At 37.2% G+C, this 22,577-nt stretch carries 15 protein-coding genes; 9 read left to right on the top strand and 6 right to left on the bottom strand.

What is annotated here, in order from left to right:
* Positions 1-348: 348 nt before the first annotated feature.
* Together alaS and A3Q34_RS14355 are read right to left on the bottom strand one after the other, a co-directional pair.
* On the bottom strand, positions 349-2,973 hold the full coding sequence (gene alaS / locus A3Q34_RS14360) for an alanine--tRNA ligase (protein WP_070375980.1): 2,625 nt from the start codon (positions 2,971-2,973) through the stop codon (positions 349-351).
* Between the two features lie 44 nt (positions 2,974-3,017).
* Positions 3,018-3,464: a regulatory protein RecX gene (locus A3Q34_RS14355; RefSeq protein WP_070375979.1), complete on the bottom strand. Its 447-nt coding sequence runs from the start codon at positions 3,462-3,464 to the stop codon at positions 3,018-3,020.
* A gap of 191 nt (positions 3,465-3,655) precedes the next feature.
* Here A3Q34_RS14355 and A3Q34_RS14350 point away from each other — a divergent pair, with 191 nt between their 5' ends.
* The 3 genes from A3Q34_RS14350 to A3Q34_RS14340 all read left to right on the top strand — a co-directional run bounded on the left by A3Q34_RS14350 (position 3,656) and on the right by A3Q34_RS14340 (position 14,021).
* Positions 3,656-7,177: a BACON domain-containing protein gene (locus A3Q34_RS14350; RefSeq protein WP_157471003.1), complete on the top strand. Its 3,522-nt coding sequence runs from the start codon at positions 3,656-3,658 to the stop codon at positions 7,175-7,177.
* A gap of 271 nt (positions 7,178-7,448) precedes the next feature.
* Positions 7,449-9,608 carry a M3 family metallopeptidase gene (locus A3Q34_RS14345; RefSeq protein ID WP_070375977.1) on the top strand — a complete coding sequence of 720 codons (2,160 nt, stop codon included), beginning with the start codon at positions 7,449-7,451 and terminating at the stop codon, positions 9,606-9,608.
* A gap of 309 nt (positions 9,609-9,917) precedes the next feature.
* Positions 9,918-14,021: a hybrid sensor histidine kinase/response regulator gene (locus tag A3Q34_RS14340; RefSeq protein ID WP_070375976.1), complete on the top strand. Its 4,104-nt coding sequence runs from the start codon at positions 9,918-9,920 to the stop codon at positions 14,019-14,021.
* A gap of 148 nt (positions 14,022-14,169) precedes the next feature.
* On the opposite strand, the gene A3Q34_RS14335 is transcribed toward A3Q34_RS14340, so the two are convergent.
* Positions 14,170-14,607: a DUF3010 family protein gene (locus A3Q34_RS14335; RefSeq protein ID WP_070375975.1), complete on the bottom strand. Its 438-nt coding sequence runs from the start codon at positions 14,605-14,607 to the stop codon at positions 14,170-14,172.
* Positions 14,608-14,831: 224 nt separating this feature from the next.
* Here A3Q34_RS14335 and A3Q34_RS14330 point away from each other — a divergent pair, with 224 nt between their 5' ends.
* From A3Q34_RS14330 to A3Q34_RS14320, 3 genes are all read left to right on the top strand, one after another.
* Positions 14,832-15,527: a tetratricopeptide repeat protein gene (locus A3Q34_RS14330; protein ID WP_070375974.1), complete on the top strand. Its 696-nt coding sequence runs from the start codon at positions 14,832-14,834 to the stop codon at positions 15,525-15,527.
* Positions 15,528-15,651: 124 nt separating this feature from the next.
* Positions 15,652-16,779 carry a sensor histidine kinase gene (locus tag A3Q34_RS14325; RefSeq protein WP_070375973.1) on the top strand — a complete coding sequence of 376 codons (1,128 nt, stop codon included), beginning with the start codon at positions 15,652-15,654 and terminating at the stop codon, positions 16,777-16,779.
* A gap of 16 nt (positions 16,780-16,795) precedes the next feature.
* Entirely contained in the window at positions 16,796-17,395 is a 600-nt protein-coding gene (locus tag A3Q34_RS14320; protein WP_231907480.1) for a response regulator transcription factor, read from the top strand.
* A gap of 18 nt (positions 17,396-17,413) precedes the next feature.
* On the opposite strand, the gene A3Q34_RS14315 is transcribed toward A3Q34_RS14320, so the two are convergent.
* The 3 genes from A3Q34_RS14315 to A3Q34_RS14305 all read right to left on the bottom strand — a co-directional run bounded on the left by A3Q34_RS14315 (position 17,414) and on the right by A3Q34_RS14305 (position 20,330).
* Complete coding sequence (locus tag A3Q34_RS14315; protein ID WP_070375971.1) at positions 17,414-18,175, bottom strand: tRNA-uridine aminocarboxypropyltransferase; 762 nt, start codon at positions 18,173-18,175, stop codon at positions 17,414-17,416.
* 116 nt (positions 18,176-18,291) lie between these two features.
* On the bottom strand, positions 18,292-19,302 hold the full coding sequence (gene galE / locus A3Q34_RS14310) for a UDP-glucose 4-epimerase GalE (protein WP_070375970.1): 1,011 nt from the start codon (positions 19,300-19,302) through the stop codon (positions 18,292-18,294).
* Between the two features lie 359 nt (positions 19,303-19,661).
* Complete coding sequence (locus A3Q34_RS14305; protein WP_070375969.1) at positions 19,662-20,330, bottom strand: GntR family transcriptional regulator; 669 nt, start codon at positions 20,328-20,330, stop codon at positions 19,662-19,664.
* A gap of 406 nt (positions 20,331-20,736) precedes the next feature.
* On the opposite strand from A3Q34_RS14305, the gene A3Q34_RS21110 reads away from it, so the two are divergent.
* The 3 genes from A3Q34_RS21110 (at position 20,737) to A3Q34_RS14295 (ending at position 22,469) form a co-directional block, all read left to right on the top strand.
* On the top strand, positions 20,737-20,871 hold the full coding sequence (locus tag A3Q34_RS21110; RefSeq protein ID WP_269447155.1) for a hypothetical protein: 135 nt from the start codon (positions 20,737-20,739) through the stop codon (positions 20,869-20,871).
* A 319-nt stretch (positions 20,872-21,190) separates the two neighbouring features.
* Positions 21,191-22,030 carry a PEP-CTERM sorting domain-containing protein gene (locus tag A3Q34_RS14300; protein WP_070375968.1) on the top strand — a complete coding sequence of 280 codons (840 nt, stop codon included), beginning with the start codon at positions 21,191-21,193 and terminating at the stop codon, positions 22,028-22,030.
* A 64-nt stretch (positions 22,031-22,094) separates the two neighbouring features.
* Positions 22,095-22,469, top strand: a complete 375-nt coding sequence (locus A3Q34_RS14295; RefSeq protein WP_157471002.1) for a hypothetical protein — start codon at positions 22,095-22,097, stop codon at positions 22,467-22,469.
* The last annotated feature ends 108 nt before the right edge of the window (positions 22,470-22,577 follow it).

Here is a 22,577-nt window from a genome sequence, read left to right as displayed (position 1 = left end):
TTTAATTTTGGTAAAAGTACATAATAAAAATTAAAAACTTTGTAAAAAATAGTTACTTAAGTTCACTACGACCCAGTTTTACCACTATCTACAAAGATTTTATTACCACGAGTGATAATCAGTTATTAACTTTGTACTTATAACCAATATTTGCATTCTAGCAAGCTTATTCAAGCAATAAAGTGATTTTTTGAAATTAATTATAACTATTTGTTATTATTAATATTGTAGTTAACGTACATTAACGCCACATTAACCACTAAGTAACCTAATTTGCTATTTAAAAGATTTACCCACAAAAAAGGAGCTAAAACGCTCCTTAATGAAATATATTAGCTTACTATAATATTACGATAATTGGTCAATTAACCATGCTTTCGCTGCGTCTAATGCCATGGGTAAACTCTCTGGTTTGCTGCCACCAGCTTGTGCCATATCTGGACGCCCACCGCCTTTACCACCAACATGCTGTGCTGCTGCATTAACTAAATCACCGGCTTTTACCTGTCCAGTGAGATCTTTAGTTACACCAGCGATCAAACCTACTTTTCCGTCTGATGCTGTGCCTAATAAAATGATCCCTGAGCCTATTTTATTCTTGAGTTCATCCATCATGCCACGAAGCGCTTTAGACTCGATACCTGCTAAATCTGCAATAAGTACCTTAACACCATTAACATCTACAGCCTCACTGATTAAATCAGAACCGGCTTGAGCCGCTACTTGCTGTTTTAGGATTTGAATTTCTTTTTCGAGTTGCTTACCGCGACTAATTAATTGCTCAACTTTTCCAGGCATACTCGCCACATCAGATTTAACCATTGAGGCAACTAAGCTTAGATTTGAACCTTGCTGCTCAGTAAAAGCAAGTGCACACTCACCGGAAACAGCTTCTATACGACGAACACCTGCAGCTATACCTGATTCTGACACTATTTTAACAAAACCAATATCGCCAGTACGCTCAACATGAACACCACCACAAAGCTCGGTAGAAAAACCACCTAAAGTAACCACTCGTACTTCATCGTCGTATTTCTCACCAAATAAAGCCATAGCGCCTTTTTCTTTAGCTTCGTCTATCTGCATTAAGTTGGTTTCACGAGACAAGTTATTACGTATTTCTTGGTTAACTAGACGTTCAACAGTTTGCAACTCTTGCGCGGTAACCCCTTCAAAGTGAGAGAAGTCAAAGCGTAACTTTTCAGCATCACATAACGAACCTTTTTGCGTAACATGTTCACCCAAGACGCTACGTAATGCCGCATGAAGAAGGTGAGTAGCCGTGTGGTTTTTAACGATAGCTGCGCGTCGCTCAGTATTTATTTCAGCTTTTACTAGGCGATTTAAGCCAATATTTACGCGAGCAATTCCTTTATGAGCAAAGGCATTACCCATTTTAGTGGTGTCGTGTACTTCAAATATACCTTCATCAATATGAAGGAGGCCTTGGTCTCCTGCTTGGCCACCCGACTCCGCATAAAAAGGTGTTTTGTCCAAAATAACAATGCCCTGCTCACCTGCTTTTAATTCAGCAACCGACGCTTCGTTATTGAATAATTCAACAATCGTTGCGGAGAATTCATTACGGGTATAACCTTTAAACTGCGTGTTGTGATCAGATTTAAGCTGGTCGTTATAGTTAGAACCAAACTGACTTGCTTGCTGAGCACGTTCGCGTTGAAGTCCCATAGCAATGTCAAAACCATTGTGGTCGACTTTTAATTGACGTTCTCGGGCAATATCTGCCGTTAAATCGGCAGGAAAACCATAGGTGTCATAAAGTTTAAAGGTATCGTCACCTGAAATAGTGTCGCCTTTAAGATTCGCTAAAATATCTTCAAGTAAGATCATGCCACGATCTAGGGTGCGACCAAATTGCTCTTCTTCGATACGTAATATTTTTTCAATAACCGCTTGTTGGCTAATAAGCTCAGGGTAGGCTTCACCCATTTGCTTACCTAATGAAACAACTAGTCGATGAAAGAAGTGTGATTTTGCTTCTAATTTATGACCGTGGCGTACGGCACGTCGAATAATACGACGTAATACATAGCCACGACCTTCGTTTGAAGGCATAACACCATCGGCGATTAAGAAGCTACATGAGCGAATATGATCGGCAATTACACGCAAAGACTTATGTTCTAAATCATTGCACTGTAATAACTCAGCAGTATCTTTAATTAAGCCTTGAAAAATATCAATTTCATAATTGCTATGCACGCCTTGCATTATCGCTGAAATACGTTCTAAGCCCATACCTGTATCAACAGAAGGCTTTGGCAAGTTTTCCATGGTACCGTCAGCATGACGGTTGTACTGCATAAAAACTAAGTTCCAAATTTCAATAAAACGGTCACCATCTTCATCTGGTGAGCCTGGAGGTCCACCAAAAATATTTTCACCGTGATCATAGAATATTTCAGAACAAGGTCCACATGGTCCCGTATCACCCATTGACCAAAAGTTGTCTGACTCGTACTTTTTACTGGGTGACTTATCACCGATACGAATAATTTTATCTACCGGAATACCTATTTCGTCACGCCAAAAAGCGAAGGCTTCTTCGTCACTGTCATAAACAGTCACTAATAGCTTTTCTTTAGGTAAGGCTAATTTTACCGTTAAAAATTCCCAGGCAAAACGTATAGCGTCTTCTTTAAAGTAATCACCAAAACTAAAGTTACCTAACATTTCAAAGAAAGTATGATGGCGCGCCGTGTAGCCAACGTTCTCTAGATCGTTATGTTTACCACCAGCACGAACACAACGTTGCGACGAGGTTGCGCGGGTATAACTTCTGCTCTCAGCCCCTAAAAAAACGTCCTTAAAAGGAACCATACCGGCATTGGTAAATAATAACGTCGCGTCATTACCTGGAACTAATGAACTACTTGGAACAATTTGATGTTGCTTCGAAGCATAAAAGTCTAAAAAAGTCTGTCGTAATTGTGCACTAGTTTTAATCATGGGAATGTTCACTCTCTGAAAAGTTAATTCTTGAATTTATTCGTTTAATCGCTATGAGTATATTTAATCAATATCATGATTTCATCCGAAGAGAAACCTCGAGACTGCATAAATCGAATGCGTTTTAATTTATCTTTTTGGTCTTTAATTGTACTTTCGCCAAAGCGTTTATTATACGCAAGCTCGGCTTGAAGATACCAATCAATTTGCTGATTTTTACTCAGTTCAACTATAATAGTATCGCAAACACCTTTTTGTTCCAATTCATTGCTAATATAAAGCCAACCATAACCTTTATTAAGGCGGCTACCAAACAAAGATTCGGCAAAACGTTGGTCACTCAAATATTTTTTTTTAATTAGAAATTCAAGGACTGGCGTAATTTCATCTTCGCTGTGTTGACGAAATTTGAGCTTTTGCATTAACTCTTCATAAGAATGCTCGCGACGAGAGAGGATACCTACCGAACAATGTAAGATAGCTTTGTTCAATGATTCATCACCTTTAAAGACGTTTTACCGCTTATTTTACCTTTAAATTAACGGATAATTATAGTGTTCAATTATTTAAATTTTAGATAAATAATAAGTTTTTACTTTGAGTGAATAATCACGCAGAATAAGTTGTTATAAAAGTAAGCGTAAAGTTTGCAGATAAACAGCAAAATAAAACAGGGATCTGTATGAAGGTATGTTTTAAGAACCTCAGTCAAATGTTCACCATTTTTTGTATGACATTATTGCTTTCTGCCTGTGGTGGTTCTAATGATAAATCAAAAAATTACGCCATTAACGCTGATGTTTCAACGATTAGCTTTAGCAATGAGATAATTACTGAGTTTGACGATTCAATAACCGTTAATGTTACTTTTGCTGGCGACGGTTTATTAGTGGGTTATGCCCCTGACTCCCAACCCGTGGGCTGGCTAGCCTTTAGAACTGAAAACCTAACCAGTAATTCTGCCACTGTTCATATTGATTTAACCCAAGCAGACCAAATTAATATAGGTGAATACGTGACAAAGTTGCGTTTTTCAACGGGCGAACTCTCTGATAATGGCGCAACCTTAGTGCATCATGACATCAACGTTTCATTACTTATTTGGCAAGCAAATATAGATACTGAGCTGGTCAGTTTTCGTGGCACCTTTGGTGATGTCAGCATTCCTAGCCAAACAATCGCTATCACCAGTGAGAGTAATAACTGGCAGTTAAGCAGTGATATTGACTGGATAACTTTTGACATATCTTCAGGTTCAGGTGATGCAACGGTCACCGTTACCCCCAATATTAGCAGTTTTACTGCCGCACAGTTAGCAAGCGGAAATATTATACTCACCGAAACAACAACGGGTGATACTAAGCTTATCCCTGTAGAAGTTGGTTTAGATAATCAGTATTTATATGCCAACCAAGCCAGCTTAGCTTTTACGTCAACCGCGAATATTTCAGTGCTTGAGCAAATCATAAAAGTCAGTACCAACAGCAGCGCTGAAATAAATTGGCAAGCAAGTTCTGCCTCAACCTGGTTAACCTTAACAAAACTCGACAATGACTTTCTTAAGGTTGCTGTTGATGTTAATGCCATGCCGGTAGCGGCGATAAGTCAAACTGAAATAACCCTCAATGCCATTGAAAATGAAGTTGTTATTGGGCATGTTCTACCGGTATCATTATTTCAAAGTACTGAGCAAACAGAAACTAAAGTTATCACGGACATAGCCGCAAATATCGATACCGTGATAGCAGCACCTAACATGCCCTACTTTTATGTTGGCTCAGAAAACAACTTACTTGTTTATCAACAATATAGTGGTGAATTAATTGCAACCATCGCTATCGCTCCTGATAACACCCTACTTGAGCAATTTATTGTTCATCCTGACGGTAGTAAATTATTAGCAAAAGCGCTTGAAGTTGTTATCAATGAAGACGAGACCACCACTGAAGTTGTTCATCGTTATAATATCAATTTAAGCGATTATAGTTTTACTGAAATTGCATCACCAACCATAGAGTTTGAACCTAGCCGTTACGTACAATTTTCAGGCCGATACTTTATTGTCACGCAAACACTTGAATATGCAGATGAAGAGTTACAACGCTTATTTTGGGATCGTGAGAATATCTTTTTCACGGCAACCATTGACCAAGCCAGTGAAACAGAAGCTTTATATGCACTAGACTTTCAAACAGCAACCTTAAATCGCTATAACGCAAAAATTAATGACTTTAGTCAAGATAAAATCATTACGACCTTAACCCATGAATATAAACCAGAACGGTTAGCTGAAGCCGATAGTATTTCAAGCTTTGTCGTTAATGATAACGAAACGGCGCTTTATCTTATTAGCCCAACAAGTGAACACATTAGCTTTGATGGCACCGCTTTTACCGATATGGGATTACTCAGCCAAGCAGAGGGTGCAACGACGTTATTTGTTGAAAAGTCGAATAACAATTTTGCCCATTATCTGCGTTTTGTTCCCGCTAGCGGCTTCGTTGTGAATGTTTACAACCAAGCATCAGCACTGACAGCTACCATTGAAACTCAGGGACAACAGCCGACCAGCATTGATATTTCATCTGATAATAAACGCTTGTTAGTGAACGCGGTAAATAGTACTCAAATAGAAATGGTAACTTTAGCGCAGTTTGATGTGTCTGCATCTCAGTTGTCCTTTAATACTACCTTAGGCAATGCCAGCGTTGCTAGCCAGGAATTGACTATTTCAGGCGTGAGTGATTCATGGCAAGCAACAACAGATGTTTCATGGTTATCTTTGACTCAAACAACAACGCAAGAGAGTAAAACGCTTGTTATTTCAATTGACTCAAATGAGATCATCGGTTGGGGTTTATTTACCGGTATCATTACTATTACCGACCCAGAGACGGGTATCAATGTACAAGTAGTGGTTGAGTTAGCGGTTGATGAAATAAGGTTATTCAGTAACGCTTCAGCACTAACCTTTACTTCACAAGCGGACAAGTCAACGCTCAGTCATACGGTAGATATTGTCACCAATAAATCCAGTGCGGTAGCTTGGCAAGCACAAAGTAATGTTAATTGGTTAACGTTAACGGCTGATACCGTTAATAATACCCTAGCGATCGACGCCGATCCAAGTAAAATAACGACTAATGGTTTGTACTATGGCGAAATCACCTTAGCACCGGTCAATAGTTCTGAAAGCATCAAAGGTACAATAAAAGTCAGCTTTGAAAAGGGCGATTTTGACACAACAAGCATCAGTGAAATTGTTATCTCTGATATTACACCTAATACCTCAGCTGTCGTATTAGACCCGCTTCGTCCTAATATTTATATCGGCCAAGGTGATGTGATAAAAGTGTTTAATATTATTACTGGCGCTGCAATAACAACGATTAATTCACCGCTTGGCGGTGTTGATTTAACCGACTTGGTTATTCATCCGGATGGCTCACTCCTGTTAGCTTCAAATAGTGAAAACTACAACGATGAAAATGGGCAGCCACAAACGCGTATTAATCATTATCAAATAAACCTTAACGATTTCAGTATTAATTTACTGCCGGATGCTGACATAGATCTACAATTTAGGCCTAAAACTATCGCGATAGTTGCCGGTAAAGCCATTGTTATCAGTCAAGCGTTAGAATATGCAAACTTAGCCTTAGCGGTGCAGTTTTGGGATAGAGATAATATCTTCAACTCATCCATCATCTATGACGTACCGGCAAGCAATCATGTTATAGCTTATAACGCTAACACTTCAGCATTAATACAATATACCTTAGCGTACAATGCCTTTACTGCTGAAAGTGTTCAACAAATTGCCAGTAATGAAAATATTAACAGCGCTTATAGTGGCGTTTTATCAAATATAGTCACCAGTAGTCGCGGTGCAGATCTTTATACAGCAAGCACCACTTCAGAGTGGACAACTTTTGATGGTACAAATTTTACTGACCAAGGCGTTTTGCGAGCGAGTATACGAACGGTTAACGTAGCCATTGACTCGGCTAATAATAGTTATTTCTATCGTTTCGATAGTAGTGGCTTTTTTATTCTCAGTAAATATGATGAAAACCAACAAGCCTTATTTACCGTCGGATATACTGCCGGTTCTGTTGACAGTTATATCTCGCCCAACTACCAGCGAATAATTCACTACAATTCGACTGAAAATAGCTTAGTACTTGATTATATTCCTGATTAAGCTCAGCTATATATTGCTCTTATGTAATCCCGTGCTCGCATGGGATTTTTATTTCCGCTAAAGCCTACTTATCTTATTCTGTATTTTACAAAAATAATCAAGGTAAAAGCTGACAACTTAACAATTTAGCTTTTTTAACCGGTTATTCACCGTTTTTAAACGTGCTGCGTCTTGTAGCTTGGCCGAGTGCAACATAGAATAAATTCATTAGCTTTGTCTATACGATATTAACAAAATCATTTAATTGTCTAACATTTAATAAAGGTCATTTATGAAAAAGCGCTTACTCGCCCCACTTGCTATTGCTATCACATTAGCCAGTTGTCAGTTGTACGACGATAACAAGAATCAAATCAAAGAAAGTCAGCAAATAATTAAAAAAGCTGAACATATAAATCCATTGTTCAGTGCATTTACTACGCCACACGGCATTCCCCCTTTTGATCAAATTAGAAAAAGTGATTACTTACCCGCATTTGAGCAAGCTATTAGTGAAAATAAAATAGAAATTTCCACTATCGCCAATGCTACTAACACAGCAACATTTGCAAATACCATTGAAGCGATGGAAAAGTCAGGTGATTTTCTTAACCGCGTCAGTAATGTATTTTACGGTTTAACCGGTTCAATGTCTGACGAAGAAATGCGCAATATTGCCAAAGCAGTATCACCACAATTATCAGCGCTAAATGACGACATTAATCTTAATGCAAAATTATTTGCTCGGGTAAAAACGGTTTATGACAAAAAAGATCAACTGAATTTACAAGTAAACGAATTAACCTTACTTGAAAAAACCTACAAAGGTTTTGTCCGTGGTGGTGCTAATTTATCAGATGCTGACAAAGTAAAATTACGCCAATTTAATACCCAATTGAGTGAATTAAGCTTAAAATTTGGCGAAAATTTATTACACGAAACGAACAGCTTTGAAATGGTTATTGATAACAAGGCTGATTTAAACGGTTTACCTGACGATATTATTGCCGCCGCAGCTGTTACGGCAAGCGACAGAGGCCATGAGGGTAAATGGGTATTCACCACTCATCGTCCTAGCAAAAATCCCTTTTTAACCTATGCAACTAACCGTAAATTACGGGAAACCTTATATAAAGGTTACACCATGCGCGGTAACAATGACGATGAGTTTGATAACAAGAGTATTGCTGCAGAAACAGCCAGCTTACGTTACCAAAAAGCACAGTTATTAGGTTATAAAACTCACGCACATTTTGTCCTTGAAAATGCGACGGCTAAAACACCTGAAAACGTATTTGGTTTATTAAATCAAGTATGGCCAGCCGCTTTAGCAAGAGCAAAAGAAGAGTCAGCTGATATGCAAAAGCTGGCTAACTCACAAGGCACTAAAATTGAAATAGAAGCCTGGGATTGGTGGTACTACGCTGAGAAAATTCGTAAAGCTCGCTACGATATAGATGCAGCAGAAACTAAACCCTATTTCTCGCTAGAAGGTACTTTACAGGGAATCTTTTTCACCGCAGAGAAATTATGGGGCGTAACCTTCAAAGAACGCAACGACTTACCTAAATACCATGAAGATGTACGTACCTTTGAAGTCTTTGATAAAGACGGCAGCTATGTTGGTATTTATATGACTGACCATTACGTGCGCGAAAGTAAACGTGGTGGTGCTTGGATGAGCAACTTCCGTAAACAACATCGTATGTATGGTGAAGAAGTTACCCCTATTATCTACAACGTATTAAATTATCCACGCCCGGTCGGTGATACGCCAACATTATTAACTTTTGATCAAGCATCGACCTTATTTCATGAATTCGGTCATGCAATTCAGGGCTTGTTGTCTAACGGTTATTACCGCTCACAAACAGGTACTGCTTTACCACGTGACTATGTTGAATATCCTTCACAAGTCATGGAAAATTGGATGACTGAACCAGAAGTATTAGCAAACTTTGCTAAGCACTATAAAACAGGTGAAGTTATTCCAATGGCATTAGTTGATAAAATTCAAGCTTCAGGTAAATTTAATCAAGGTTTTGGTACCACTGAATACCTTGGTGCAGCTTTACTTGACATGAGTTGGCATTCTTTAGAAACAGCAGAGCTGCAAGATGCTGCCGTATTTGAGAAAAAGGTCTTATCAGAAATTGGCTTAATCAAAGAGATATCACCTCGTTATAGAACAGGTTACTTTTCCCATATATTCTCTGGCGGTTATTCATCAGGTTATTACGGCTACATTTGGTCAAATATCTATGATGCAGATACTTGGTTAGCGTTTAAAGAAAATGGCATATTCGATGAGAAAACTGCAGATTTATACCGTAAGCATATCTTAGAGCCCGGTGGTAGTGAAGATCCCACCATAATGTACCGTCGTTTTAGAGGCCAAGACCCTAAAGTTCAACCTTTGCTTGACCGTCGTGGTTTAACGACAACTAAATAACGTTAACGCTAATATTATTAATATTCGTTATTTAAGACTCCATCATGCTGATACTAGATTTATATGAGTCTCAGCATGATGATTTATAATTGAAAATGATATTAACTGAGATAGCGCTTTATAGTTGCTAAAAAAAACCTAAGTGCTTTTATTCCCATCCTGATCCCATTCCCACTGCTGTTGTCTTTAACGGGATAACGTCCAGTTTTAAAAATTTTTAATAAAAGTTTATTTGTATTGTTTATAATCGAATAATGTAATAATAATATTCTTTCAACGCCATATAGCTCACTAAAGTTAACCCCCATTATGAAGTTAAAATCTGCTGTATTACTCATATTGAAAGGTTTTGTAAAAATGAGTATTATTTTCAATAACCGTAAAATAAAGCCTTCGCTGTTTTTATTTTTGCTGATACTTTTTCCTTCCTGCGTTTCATTCGCTGCAGTGCAATCAACTCGGTTTGAGCGTCTATCTATTGAAGATGGCCTACCACAAAGTGATGTAAATCAAATACTACAAGACAGACAAGGCTTCATATGGGCAGGGACTTCCAACGGGTTAGCACGTTATGACGGCTATACGTTTAAAGTATTTAAGCATAGTGGTAAAAATCAGAACTCACTAACAGGCAATGTGATTCGAACTATATTTGAAGATAAAAGTGCTAACCTCTGGATAGGTACAGAATTTGGACTTAACCACTTTAATCCGAGAACTGAACAGTTTAGCCACTTTCGTCACAATGCTAAGAAGCCAAATAGCTTAAGCCATGATGTTGTCAATGCAATAACTCAAGACCGCTTAGGCAATATCTGGATAGGTACTCGGGGCGGACTTAATCGTTTTGATCCAAAAACAGGGCGGTTTACTCATTATAAATATAATATAAATAATCCAAAGAGTTTAAGCCATAATAATGTCTGGGCAATATTAGAGGATAATAACGGCGAAATTTGGGTTGGCACTCATGCTGGTCTTAGTCGCTTTAATGCAAAAACCGAGCAATTTACTCATTACTTTCACAATGCTAACGACCCCAATAGCATAACTCAAGGACCAGTTTGGTCAATAATTACCGATAGACAAAATAATCTTTGGATGATTACTGAAAACGGCTTAAATCGATTTAGTCTGGAAACTGAGCAATTTACTCATTACCGCCATGAGGCTAATAATGCTAATAGTTTAAGCGATGGAATAGTTTTCACGTTAGCGGCTGATAAAAACGGCAACCTTTGGATTGGGACAAGTTTAGGATTGAATAGACTAAACCTTGAAACTGAGGCTTTCACCTATTACCGTCATGAAGAGGCTAATATAAATAGCTTAGGCTCTGGTGGTGTTATGGCTATTTTAGAGGACAGAGAAGGTAATATTTGGTCAGGGACTAACAAAGCGGGTCTTAGCCGCTTCAATCCAAAAATAGAACAGTTTGGACATTACCGTCGAGATACCCTTACCCCCGTGAGCTTAAGTAGTAATTGGGTTGCTGCGATCGTTGAAGACCCGCAAGGCAACCTTTGGGTGGGGGTTGATTCAGAAGGTATTAATCGCTTTAATAAAAAAACTCAGCAGTTTGAGCATTATAGTATAAATAAAACTAACCCAGAAAATATAAGTAATAACGGGGTTAACGCAATAACTAAAGATCACCAAGGCAATATTTGGTTTAGCACTAGGAGTGGATTAAATAAATTCACCCTCAAAACGGAAATATTCAGTAATTATTGGCATAACTTGGATGATTCAGACAGTTTAGGTAGCAGAGGTATCCAAGCGATAACTGAAGACAGCCAAAATAACCTTTGGATAGGTACTACTAATGGTCTAGATTATTTTCTCCCTAAAACTGCAAAATTCAGGACCTATCAGCATAGTGAAGTGAAGTTAAACAGTTTGAGCCATAACCATGTTTTAGCAATAACTGAAGATAACCAAAAAAATCTTTGGGTGGCTACTGCTGAGGGCCTTAATTATTTCAATCCGAAGACTGAAGTATTTACTCATTATCGTCATGATATGACTCAATCAAGCAGTTTAAGTCATAATTATATTAGCTCAATAGCTTTAGATGACGAGGGTAACCTTTGGGTAGGCACCATGAATGGTTTAAACCTTATGGATATGAAGTCGGGGGCGTTTGTACGTTTTACCGAAGAGGATGGATTACCTGATAGCACCATTTATGCAATAGAGATTGATGAGCAAGGGTATTTATGGATAAGTACCAATCAAGGCTTATCTCAATTTAACCCCAAGTCTAAAACGTTTAAAAATTATGATGTTGCCGATGGCTTACAAAGTAATGAATTTAATGCTGGCGCTTCTTATAAAAGTGACAGTGGCGAATTGTTTTTTGGCGGCATTAATGGTTTTAATCGATTTTTTCCTAATACGCTAATTCAGGATAACAATAAACCTGTGGTCGTTTTCACCGAAATGCTGTTGTTGAATCAATCAGTCGCTATCGATGCCAATAAAGCACACGATAAAAATAAGGCAAAACCTGAAGATGATACATTTTTTTTGGAGAAAGGGATCCATGCAACATCAGCAATCACTTTAAGCCACAAAGAAAATTTAGTGGCGTTTGAGTTTAGTGCTTTACATTTTTCTGCCCCGAAAAAAAATCAATATGCATATAAGCTTGAAGGTTTTGATGACCATTGGATAATGACCGATTATAAAAATCGCCGAGCAACGTACACAAATCTATCTGGTGGTGAATACTTACTAAGAGTAAAAGCAAGCAACCCTGATGGTATTTGGAATGAAGAAGGTGTTTCACTTAAAATAACCGTGCTACCACCGTTCTGGAACTCTTGGTGGGCATATACCTTATATTTCATCTCATCTTTGCTCATATTAGTCTTTTTTATTAGGGCTCATCAAAAAAAAGCAATTTTTGAACGTGACCTTATTAAGCAATTAGAGCATCAAGTTTCCACACAAACGGCTTCAATCAAACAAGAATCGAAAAAGGTTATTAAAGCGAATGAAGTTAAATCTCAATTCTTAGCGAATATGAGCCATGAGATAAGAACACCTTTAACCTCTATTATTGGCCAAACTGAAGCGATATTACATGGTGATATTGATAACAGTACTGATAGCATAAAAGTCATATATAATAATAGCTTGCATTTGTTGAGCTTATTGAATGATACCCTAGATTTAAGCAAAATAGAGGCAAATAAATTTGAATTAGAAATAACGGCCTTAGATCTCATACAAATACTTGTCGACATTAAAAATATTTTCTCAGAACAAGCTAAATCTAAGGGCTTAAATTTCACCATACACCATACTTTGCCCTCCCCTTTTATGATCAATATTGATGGCTTTCGTTTAAAGCAAATTCTTATTAACCTTTGTTCAAATGCCATTAAGTTCACTGAAAAAGGGGATGTTGCTATTGAAATATACGCGCAGCATTATAATCATATCAACGAATTAACCTTCAAAATACGTGATACAGGCATAGGTATCAGTGATGAACAATTAAGAAGAGTGTTTGACGCCTTTACACAAGCAGATACCAGCATTAGTCGGCGCTTTGGTGGCTCAGGTTTAGGGTTAAATTTATCTGAAAAATTAGCTGACTTCATGGGGGGAATAATCGATGTTGAAAGTGAGATAGGTCAAGGCAGTATTTTTACCTTGATATTACCCTTTACTCCCACCAGTTCAACTGAGATTGTAAAAGAATTCGAAGTAACAAAGAAGACCTTCAGTGGCGCTATTTTATTGGCTGAAGACCATGATGATAATAGGCATTTAATGAGCAGGCTACTGACCGGACTAGGTTTTGAGGTTTATACTGCGACAAACGGCTACGAAGTAATAGCGTCTTACTTTAAAAATAAACCTGATTTAATCTTACTTGATATTCAGATGCCAAAAATGGATGGTATAGAAGCGATAAAAATTCTAAGAGCTAGATCTTGTGAAGTACCGATTATTGCATTAACGGCAAATACCTTAGCCAAAGATCTAGAACAATATTTAGCGCTAGGATTTAATGGATTTCAAGCTAAGCCTTTTGAGCGACAAAACTTTATCAATACCATCGCTAAGTATTTTGAACAGCCGATCAATACCAACCACGAAGACAATAGCTCGCTAACTAATAGCAACATTGATATATCTGATTTGGTTGCTAAATTTGAAGTGGGTTTAATTGCAGAACATAAAAACTTCATATTGTTGAACCAAACGAATGATAATGATGCACTTGCTAAACAAGCACATAAACTAGCTGGAGCCGCACAAATGTTTGGTTATAACAACATAACACGAGTCGCAATGAGCTTAGAGTCCAATATTAAGAAAAAAAATTCTGCCGCTATTAAATCTAGCACCCATGAGCTTATTGCGGCGTTATTAACGGTTATTAACAAAAGTGACTGATAACGTTTCTTATCATTTTATCTGTTAGCACATTTGGAGGATATTAATCAGGCTGTTAGCATCACATCATACTGTTCGTCGTAAACGTAAAAACCCCAGTAAGTGAAAACTTAGTGGGGTTTTTATCAGCTTCAACTAAAAGAAACACTTACTTCATGTAAGGGTCACTTTCAAAAAAAGCAAAAACGGTATCAAAGGCAGGCTCTTGATATTGCTTCAAGCCGGTATCACGAAAATCAATATCTATTTGACTTCTTACCAGGGTTTTCTTAACAAAACTACCCGCAATAATTTCTACTTGTAGTTCTTTTATAAGTTGAATACACGCTTCTAATTTAAAGCCGATCGGTCCACCAGAAAATTTACCTTTTAAAGCACGACCACGGATAACAACTTTATCAACGTGATAGTCTTCCATCAATTTAGCAAAGGTAAATTGGAAGTGTTGTACTGCTTCGGAATCACCTGCATCTACTAAAGATATTTTTTGCACGCGTGTTTGCGGAATATCATACAAACCGTTTTCACGTGACATAATACAAATAATTGCATCATTACCTTTTAATTCAACACCACATATTCTCATAACTTACCCTCATTAAATTCGCGGTCGCATTATATACCGAAACAGTGAATACCGAAACAATTAATACCAAAACAGTTAATACCAAAACGAATAATGACATTTGTCATGTTAACTCATGACAAAGTTCCCTGATACTGAGGCGAGATGTTTGAAATACTTGTTTTCGCCAAGAGGGGACCCGCAAAACGCCCTTTTACTTTAAATAAAATATAAGCGAGAACATCATGAAAACAACATTACTTAAATGGGTATTGAGTACTTCATTAATACTCAGTACTCAAGTGCAAGCAGATCAGCAAACCATTACCGCTATTGAAAATGCCTCAATGGAATTAAACTTAACCCAATTAATCTCTATTAAAGAAAATAGCCAGGGTTATGACCAAGCGCTAGCAAATTATCGTTTAGGATTAAATTACAGCTTTGTTCAACAGCAAGACAAGGCTACTAACGCGTTAACGCTAGCCACTGAGCAATTAATTAAACTGGTAAAAATTGACAAACAAGACAATGAAAGCTGGGCTTTATTAGCACAGGTTTACGGCTTGCGTATTGCTTTTCAACCAATGAGCGGTAGTGAATTAGGTCCAAAAGCACAAACAGCATTAACGACAGCAGAGAAAATTTCACCTAATAATCCACGCGTATTACTTATTAAAGGTGTCAGTAAATATAATACACCAGCAATGTTTGGTGGTAGTAAGCATCAAGCATTAATTGACTTATCACATGCGATTAAAGAATTTAATAATGACCGATATTCTGAGTATCACTGGGGATTTGCAGAAGCTTACACATGGCGCGGGTTAACACAATTGGAGTTAGGTAATAAGGGCGAAGCTCTGGCTGATTGGGCTAAAGCCGTAGAAATATCACCAAATTATGGTTGGGCTAAAAATTTACTGCAAAAAAACAGCTGATTTTCCCTTTATAATTCAACAGCGCTTTTCTTAAAATTTTCGAGAAGCTCTGTAGTTTTTAACTAATTATGATATAAATATTACGCCTTAATCTTTAATATCATAAGAATTATTGGAACTAAACATGAACACTCGTACTTTTATTGCACCAAGTTTAACCCAAAACCAAGTAGCGCTATGGACTTGGATCCCGCTATTTTTCTCACTTTTTTATTTTTTTCCGTTATTGTCTAATTGGCAACATTTCGATGTGATAAATATATCAGGGGCGTTATTAATTTATACCGGCTTTTTATATTTTTATATTAACTGTCAACGTCATGATGAGCGGACGGCTATTCGACCTATTATCGGTATTTTATTGTTAAGTTTTATCGGTACTTATTTTAACCCTGGTACCTTCACATTTTTTGCCTTTGCTACCTATTTTATTGGCTACTATTATCCAACACCGAAAAGTATTGTCGGTTTATTACTGACCATTGGCTTAATTATTCTTACAGCATTTAGCTTTGAGCTCACTGACGGATTTTTTATTACCCCGGCACTATTTATTTGCATACCTAACTTTTTATTTGGCTTGGCTGAACGTCGTAGCCGAGAACAAAAGCTCAATGAGCAGCGAAGCCAGCAGCAAATAGAACAATTAGCCACTGTCGCAGAGCGAGAAAGAATAGCCAGAGATTTACATGACTTATTAGGCCACACACTTTCTTCTATTGCTTTAAAAGCAGAGCTTGCTGAAAAACTAGCAAAAGCTGGGCATGTAGAAAAATCAATCGATGAAATATCACAAGTCGCAAAAATAACCCGCGAAACCTTAAGTGAAGTAAGACAAGCGGTTTCAGGTTATAAAGCTAAAGATCCTCAAGTTGAAGTCGACAAAATAGTCGCCCGTTTAGCTGATAAAAACTTCACTGTTGTACAAGAAGTATCACTAAAGCATTTAACAGCAAAAGCTGAAAGTTCATTACTGCTGATACTAAGAGAAGCTATCACCAATATTCTCCGCCATAGTAATGGCAATCACGTTTTGATAAAAACTCAGCAAACAGAAGATACACTTCTTTTAACAATATTCGACAATGGTTCGCATTTCTTGAAAACAAATAAAAAACCTTTATTCAGTAACGGATTAAAAGGAATAATAGAAAGGGTAAGTGAACTTAAGGGCAAGTTTTCTTTAAATATACAGCAAGGGTTTGAATTAAGTATCCACTTGCCTAATGGAGTATTCATCAGTGAAAAGTGAAGGTTTTAATAAAAAGATCAGAGTGATCATCGCTGAAGATCAAGCACTTATTCGCGGTGCACTTACTGCTCTACTGAATTTAGAAGCAGATATTGAAGTTGTCGGTGAAGCTGAAAATGGTGTTGAAGCATTAAAACTCATTGATAAACATAATACAGATATTTTATTGACCGATATTGAAATGCCTTTAATGAGTGGCTTAGAATTAGCCCAAATCACAGCAAAAAAGTACCCTGACATAAAAACAGTTGTCATCACTACTTTTGGTCGAGCAGGCTATATTAAACGAGCACTGACTATGGGCGTAAAAGGCTTTTTACTTAAGGATACTCCGTCAGAAGAATTGTCAGCGGCATTAAGAAAAGTAATGCAGGGTAAAAAAGTAATCGACCCCGAGTTAGCCATTGCGGCCCTTGATGATGTTGACCCATTGTCAGACAAAGAACGTAAAGCTTTGAAACTGGCAAGTGAAGGTAAAACAACTCACGACATTGCTAAATTACTCTTTTTATCAGAAGGGACTATTCGAAATTATTTATCAGAATGTATCTCAAAGCTCAATGCGACTAATCGTATTGATGCGGCTAGAATAGCTCAACAAAAAGGCTGGCTGTAACCAGCTATTGTCAATGTATTATTCACTATCTTTGAGTGCAATCTTGTACTTTTGGGTATACTCAAGATAATCTTCTAAGGCTTTGGGGTTACCTTTATTTTTTTGGCAAACACTTTTTTGATATTGATAACTAAACATATCAAACCATTGATCCAATAATTGTCCATTGACCGGTTCTTTTGCCATTGTTAACATTTTTGCCGCGACTTCTGCGGTAGCAAACTGATAGTTTTCTTCGGCAATGCGTATTTGATAGCGAGAAGTATTAGCCGCTTCGTCAAGTAAATGTGGGTCAAAAGCAGCAATGGGAAATTGGTTCAAGTAAGGACTTTTACGAAACATTTTTTTCGCTTCACGCCAGCAACCATCCAACATAACAAAGAGTGGTCTTTTACCTGAAGGTATGGTCATTTCATTACAAAAAACCTCACGTTCAGCCTGTGCATATTGTTGAGGAAAAACAACATAAGGTTGCCATTGCTCGTCGTTTAAAATGGCTAACATTTCTTTATTTTCTTTGGTTCTTGACCAAAGAAATGCAAAGGTATCTGGCACGACATCAGCAATTAACTTGCCTGTATTACTCGGTTTTAGTACTTCTGTATCATACATCAATAATAAAAAACCAGCATTACTGGTAGATTTTGGCGAATATGAACAAATACAATGAGGTTTTGCTAGACGACATAAGTCACAACGTACAACACGTTGCCCACGAGACTTGTAAGTCGTCGTGCTCAGACTCATACGATAATGATGAAGTTTATGTACAGCGTGCATAAGTGTAATTAAGACCAATTAAAACATAAAAAAATAGCGGCAATTAAGGCCGCTACTTTAGTGATTTTTAGTTTGATGTGCAATGCTTAAAACTGCGGTTTACTGAATAAGTTAACTTACTCAAATCCATTGGGGTTTTGTGACTGCCAGCGCCAAGTATCAGCAATCATAGTATTTAAATTACGTGTTGCTTGCCAGCCTAATAGGCTGTTTGCTAATGATGCATCAGCGTAAACAGTGCCAATATCACCCGCGCGGCGCGGTACAACTTTATAAGCGATATTTTGACCACTAATTTGTTCAAAAGTATTCACTATTTCTAATACCGACGTACCATTCCCCGTACCGATATTAATGGCTTTACAACCTTGTATTTTCCTTAAACTCTCTAACGCTTTAACATGACCAATCGCTAAATCTACCACATGAATATAATCACGAACACCTGTGCCATCTGGCGTGTCGTAATCATCACCAAATACTTGTAGTTGAGGTAAACGCCCTACTGCCACTTGAGCAACATAGGGTAATAAGTTATTAGGAATGCCGTTAGGGTTTTCACCAATAGTCCCTGATTCATGTGCACCAATCGGGTTAAAATAACGTAAGCAGGCGATTGACCATTCACTATCACTTTTTGCTAAATCAAACAGTACATGCTCAACCATTAACTTAGTTTGACCATAAGGGTTAGTCGCAGAGGTTGGCATAGTTTCATCTAATGGTGATGGGTTATTCTCACCATAAACTGTTGCAGATGAGCTAAAAACTAAATTTTTAACCCCATGTTTAGCCATCACCTGAAATAAAGTAACAGAGCCTAAAACATTATTTTGATAGTAACTCAGTGGTATTTCGTTCGACTCGCCAACCGCTTTTAAGCCAGCAAAGTGCACAACTGCTTCGATATTATATTGATCAAAAACAGCATCGAGCGCTGCTTCATCACAAATATCAGCTTTAATGAAAGTGACTGTTTTCCCCGTAATTGCTTTTACGCGATCAAGGACTAAGGTAGATGAATTTGATAAGTTATCAACGATGATAATATCTTTATCTAATTTAAGTAACTCTACCACGGTATGACTACCGATATATCCAGTACCACCGGTGATTAATAAACTCATTTTTAGTCCTTTTTTAAATAGATTCGAAATCTTAAAGCCGTCATATAGATACTGAAATTCATTCAGGATGACGATGGGAAAGTGATACTTTATTTAATCACTGTATTATGAGGGATATTCTGACACTGTCGCGATAAACTTACTAAGGATTTTTTGAATAATTAATATCTCTACCGTGTCTGATCGACTGTTAACCTTAGCCTCAATGGTTAATATTATCAGACTAAATTCTACGAAAAAATATTATAAGTGATTTAATACACCCCAAATAAACATAGTGGCCGTTATGTTTTACTATCCAACAATATAAAGTACAGACAAGACTCTGCCACTACTTTATTGGTTTGGCTGAATTAATATCATCCTTCTGCGAGCTCTCTTGCACAAAGGAACGCTTTTATTTCATCACGAGAACCCAAAATATGCTGCTTTAACAAAGCAACAGACTTTTCAATATTACCTGCTTTACATAAAGCGAGTAATTCATTGTGTTCAGATTCTGCTTTTGAAATACCCCCTGCCCATAATAAATGCATGCGAATATAACGGTCTGCATTTTTATTCAAGGTATTTACTAAGTCTTGTGTTTGCGGACGATTTGCCCCTGAGTATAAACAATTATGGTAATCAGAATTTAATTCACTCCAAGTATTAGCAGCATTCTCTTTACCAAGCGCCTTGTCTAATTTCCCAAGAAGTTCTGTCGCTTCGTCAAGTTTTTCAACCGTAAGACGAGGGATTGATGACGCCAACAAATCAGCTTCCAACATAGCCCGTAGTTCAAATAATTCATCAACTTGACTAGCATTTAACTCGGTAGCTGTAGCGCCTTTATGCGGTTCAAAAGCAACTAAACCTTCAGCTTCTAATTGTAGTAACGCTTCACGTACCGGAATTCGACTAACATTTAACTCTTCGGCTAATGCCGCTTGGCGTAAAGGTTGTCCTGCTTGAATTTCGCCACTGAGGATCTTCTCTCTAAGGGTTTCAACAACTAACTGAGTTCGGGTTTTATAAACAATGGTCATAAAGTACTTCTCTTACAAGTGTGCTGACATTATAAGGGTTTATTAGCTAAAAAAAAGCGACTAACAAATATTAGCCGTTTATTGTTGTTATCCGTGAAAGTTATAACTTCAAACTTACCGACTTAATAATGTATTTAGTGACTCATCGAGCGTATTTTAATAACCAATGGTTAGTGGAGGCGCTTATTAGCATTCCCAACAGTGATTGTGATTATTTAATTAGCACTAAGCATTTGTCTTAGTATGACTTTTTTGACGGATACATTTAAACTTCTGTTGGTACTTGCTCGTCAATTAAACGATGATTTCATAGACAACCGCTAAAGTCATTTTTTACGCAATATTAAAGTATTTCACATGCAACAAGATTGCCGTTTAAGTTGGCCTCTAATTAGGGATAAATTCTATGAGTTATTATCTGCTCTTTAAAGTAGCACTTGCTGAAATCACTCATTTTAAAAGCCATTTACTTGTCTTTGAAAAGAGCTCAGCTAGCACTATTATGTGTCAATTTACCCATAACCCTTTTAATGACAAATAAAATAAAGACTAGCCAGCTAGTTAAGAATTCTTTAAGTAACACAACTATTACAGGGCATTAATGGACGTATAAAGTTATTAACATTTACAACATTTTACGGCAAAATAAACGATAGATCTTACAATACAACACTGGGACTTGGTATTTTTATGCGATAAAATAACGCGATATTATATTAGATAATAACATCGCCAATAACATCGCGATAACTACAACTTGGTCGTATTATACAACGCACTACAATCATTCTTTAATTGATTTTCAATCTCTCCGAGAGTAAATTTTTTCATTTATAACTTGGCGAACACAAAGGCTTACCATGCAAAACCACCAGATAATAAAAAAAAGAATATTAACTTTACTGTTATTGGTTACTGCAATGGCATTATTTATGCCAAAATCTGTAGCAACCACGATCATTTTAGACTTCACGACTATCAACTCAACTGATATCTATAGCGCCAAGACTAATGCTTTTGATGAATCTATCTATGGCTTTAGTAACATGGGATTAAATGACGTGATTAACAATATATCCTCGGCGATCAGCAATGACTTCTTTGGTTATAGCTATGCTGGTTTATCGGCTGGCAAAGAGCTAAATATTAATTTCGAAGTTGGCACAATAGGTTCAGGCCCAAGTAATGGCGATAATGAGTTCTTGTATTTCCGATTCGGTAACGTAACCAGTGGAGAGTCATATTTAGGTCATGCCTGCTCAGGATGTGCTTTAACATCGTATTTGCAAGGGAAGGTTATTGGTTCAATTTTTACCAATAATATAGCAACAGACTTAGCCCGCTATGCCACTAATAATAAAGAACTGATTAATCTGATAGCCGGTACAGCATCACATGAAATTGGCCATTCTCTTTTCTTATCACATTCAGGGGGAAAAGAACTTAACCCCGGTGAGTCGGATTATGGTTTGATGGCAACAGGTGCTTCACAACCGTCTATGCCAAACGAGCAACGAGTACTAGACCGTGCATTCTCTAATAGAAATTTCGATACTTTAATAACGAGAGTAGGTCTTCGAGATATTCAAATCGCCGCTATTCCAGAGCCAAGCACTATTTTGTTATTGCTAAGTGCCTTACTTATGCTTGTTGTAAAAAGAAAAAATATTAGTGGTGACTTTTATTTTATTAAAAAATAGTTCTATAGTACAAAAAAAAATAGTCTTTTATACTAAGCTACGTACGTGTTTACTTTTTTTATTTATGCTACTAAATTCGTTTGTCGCTCATGGCGATCAAATATTTTTAAGCTCGCAAGCGCTTATTAAAACTTCTAATGTCGCCGTAACAGGAAAGCTAATACTTAAACAAAATATAACACTTACAAACAAACAAGTTATTCGTGTGGGTGCTATTTATATCGAACAGGTATTTAAAGGGCTATCACCGAGTCAACAGAGTATTTTAATAGAACTCCCACCTTTCACAACTAATGGTATGTTAAAGAGTACTGATGTTGTTTTAGAAATAGGTAATGAAGGTCTCTGGTTATTAAAAAAGCACACTAATGGTCTTTATCGGGTAGAACGGCCAGACGCCTTATTACCAAAAGAAAAAGCAACCATACTATTTAAGTGATCCCCACTAGTACCCCCTACTTGGATTGGCACTAGGGTGAACTAATACTGAGCGGTACTAATACTAAGGGGGCAAATTTGTTACTAATAGGTCTCCTTGTTCGCATAG

It is taken from the genome of Colwellia sp. PAMC 20917, from assembly GCF_001767295.1.
Classification (GTDB): domain Bacteria; phylum Pseudomonadota; class Gammaproteobacteria; order Enterobacterales; family Alteromonadaceae; genus Colwellia_A.
This window is presented reverse-complemented; position numbering and strand designations above follow the sequence as displayed.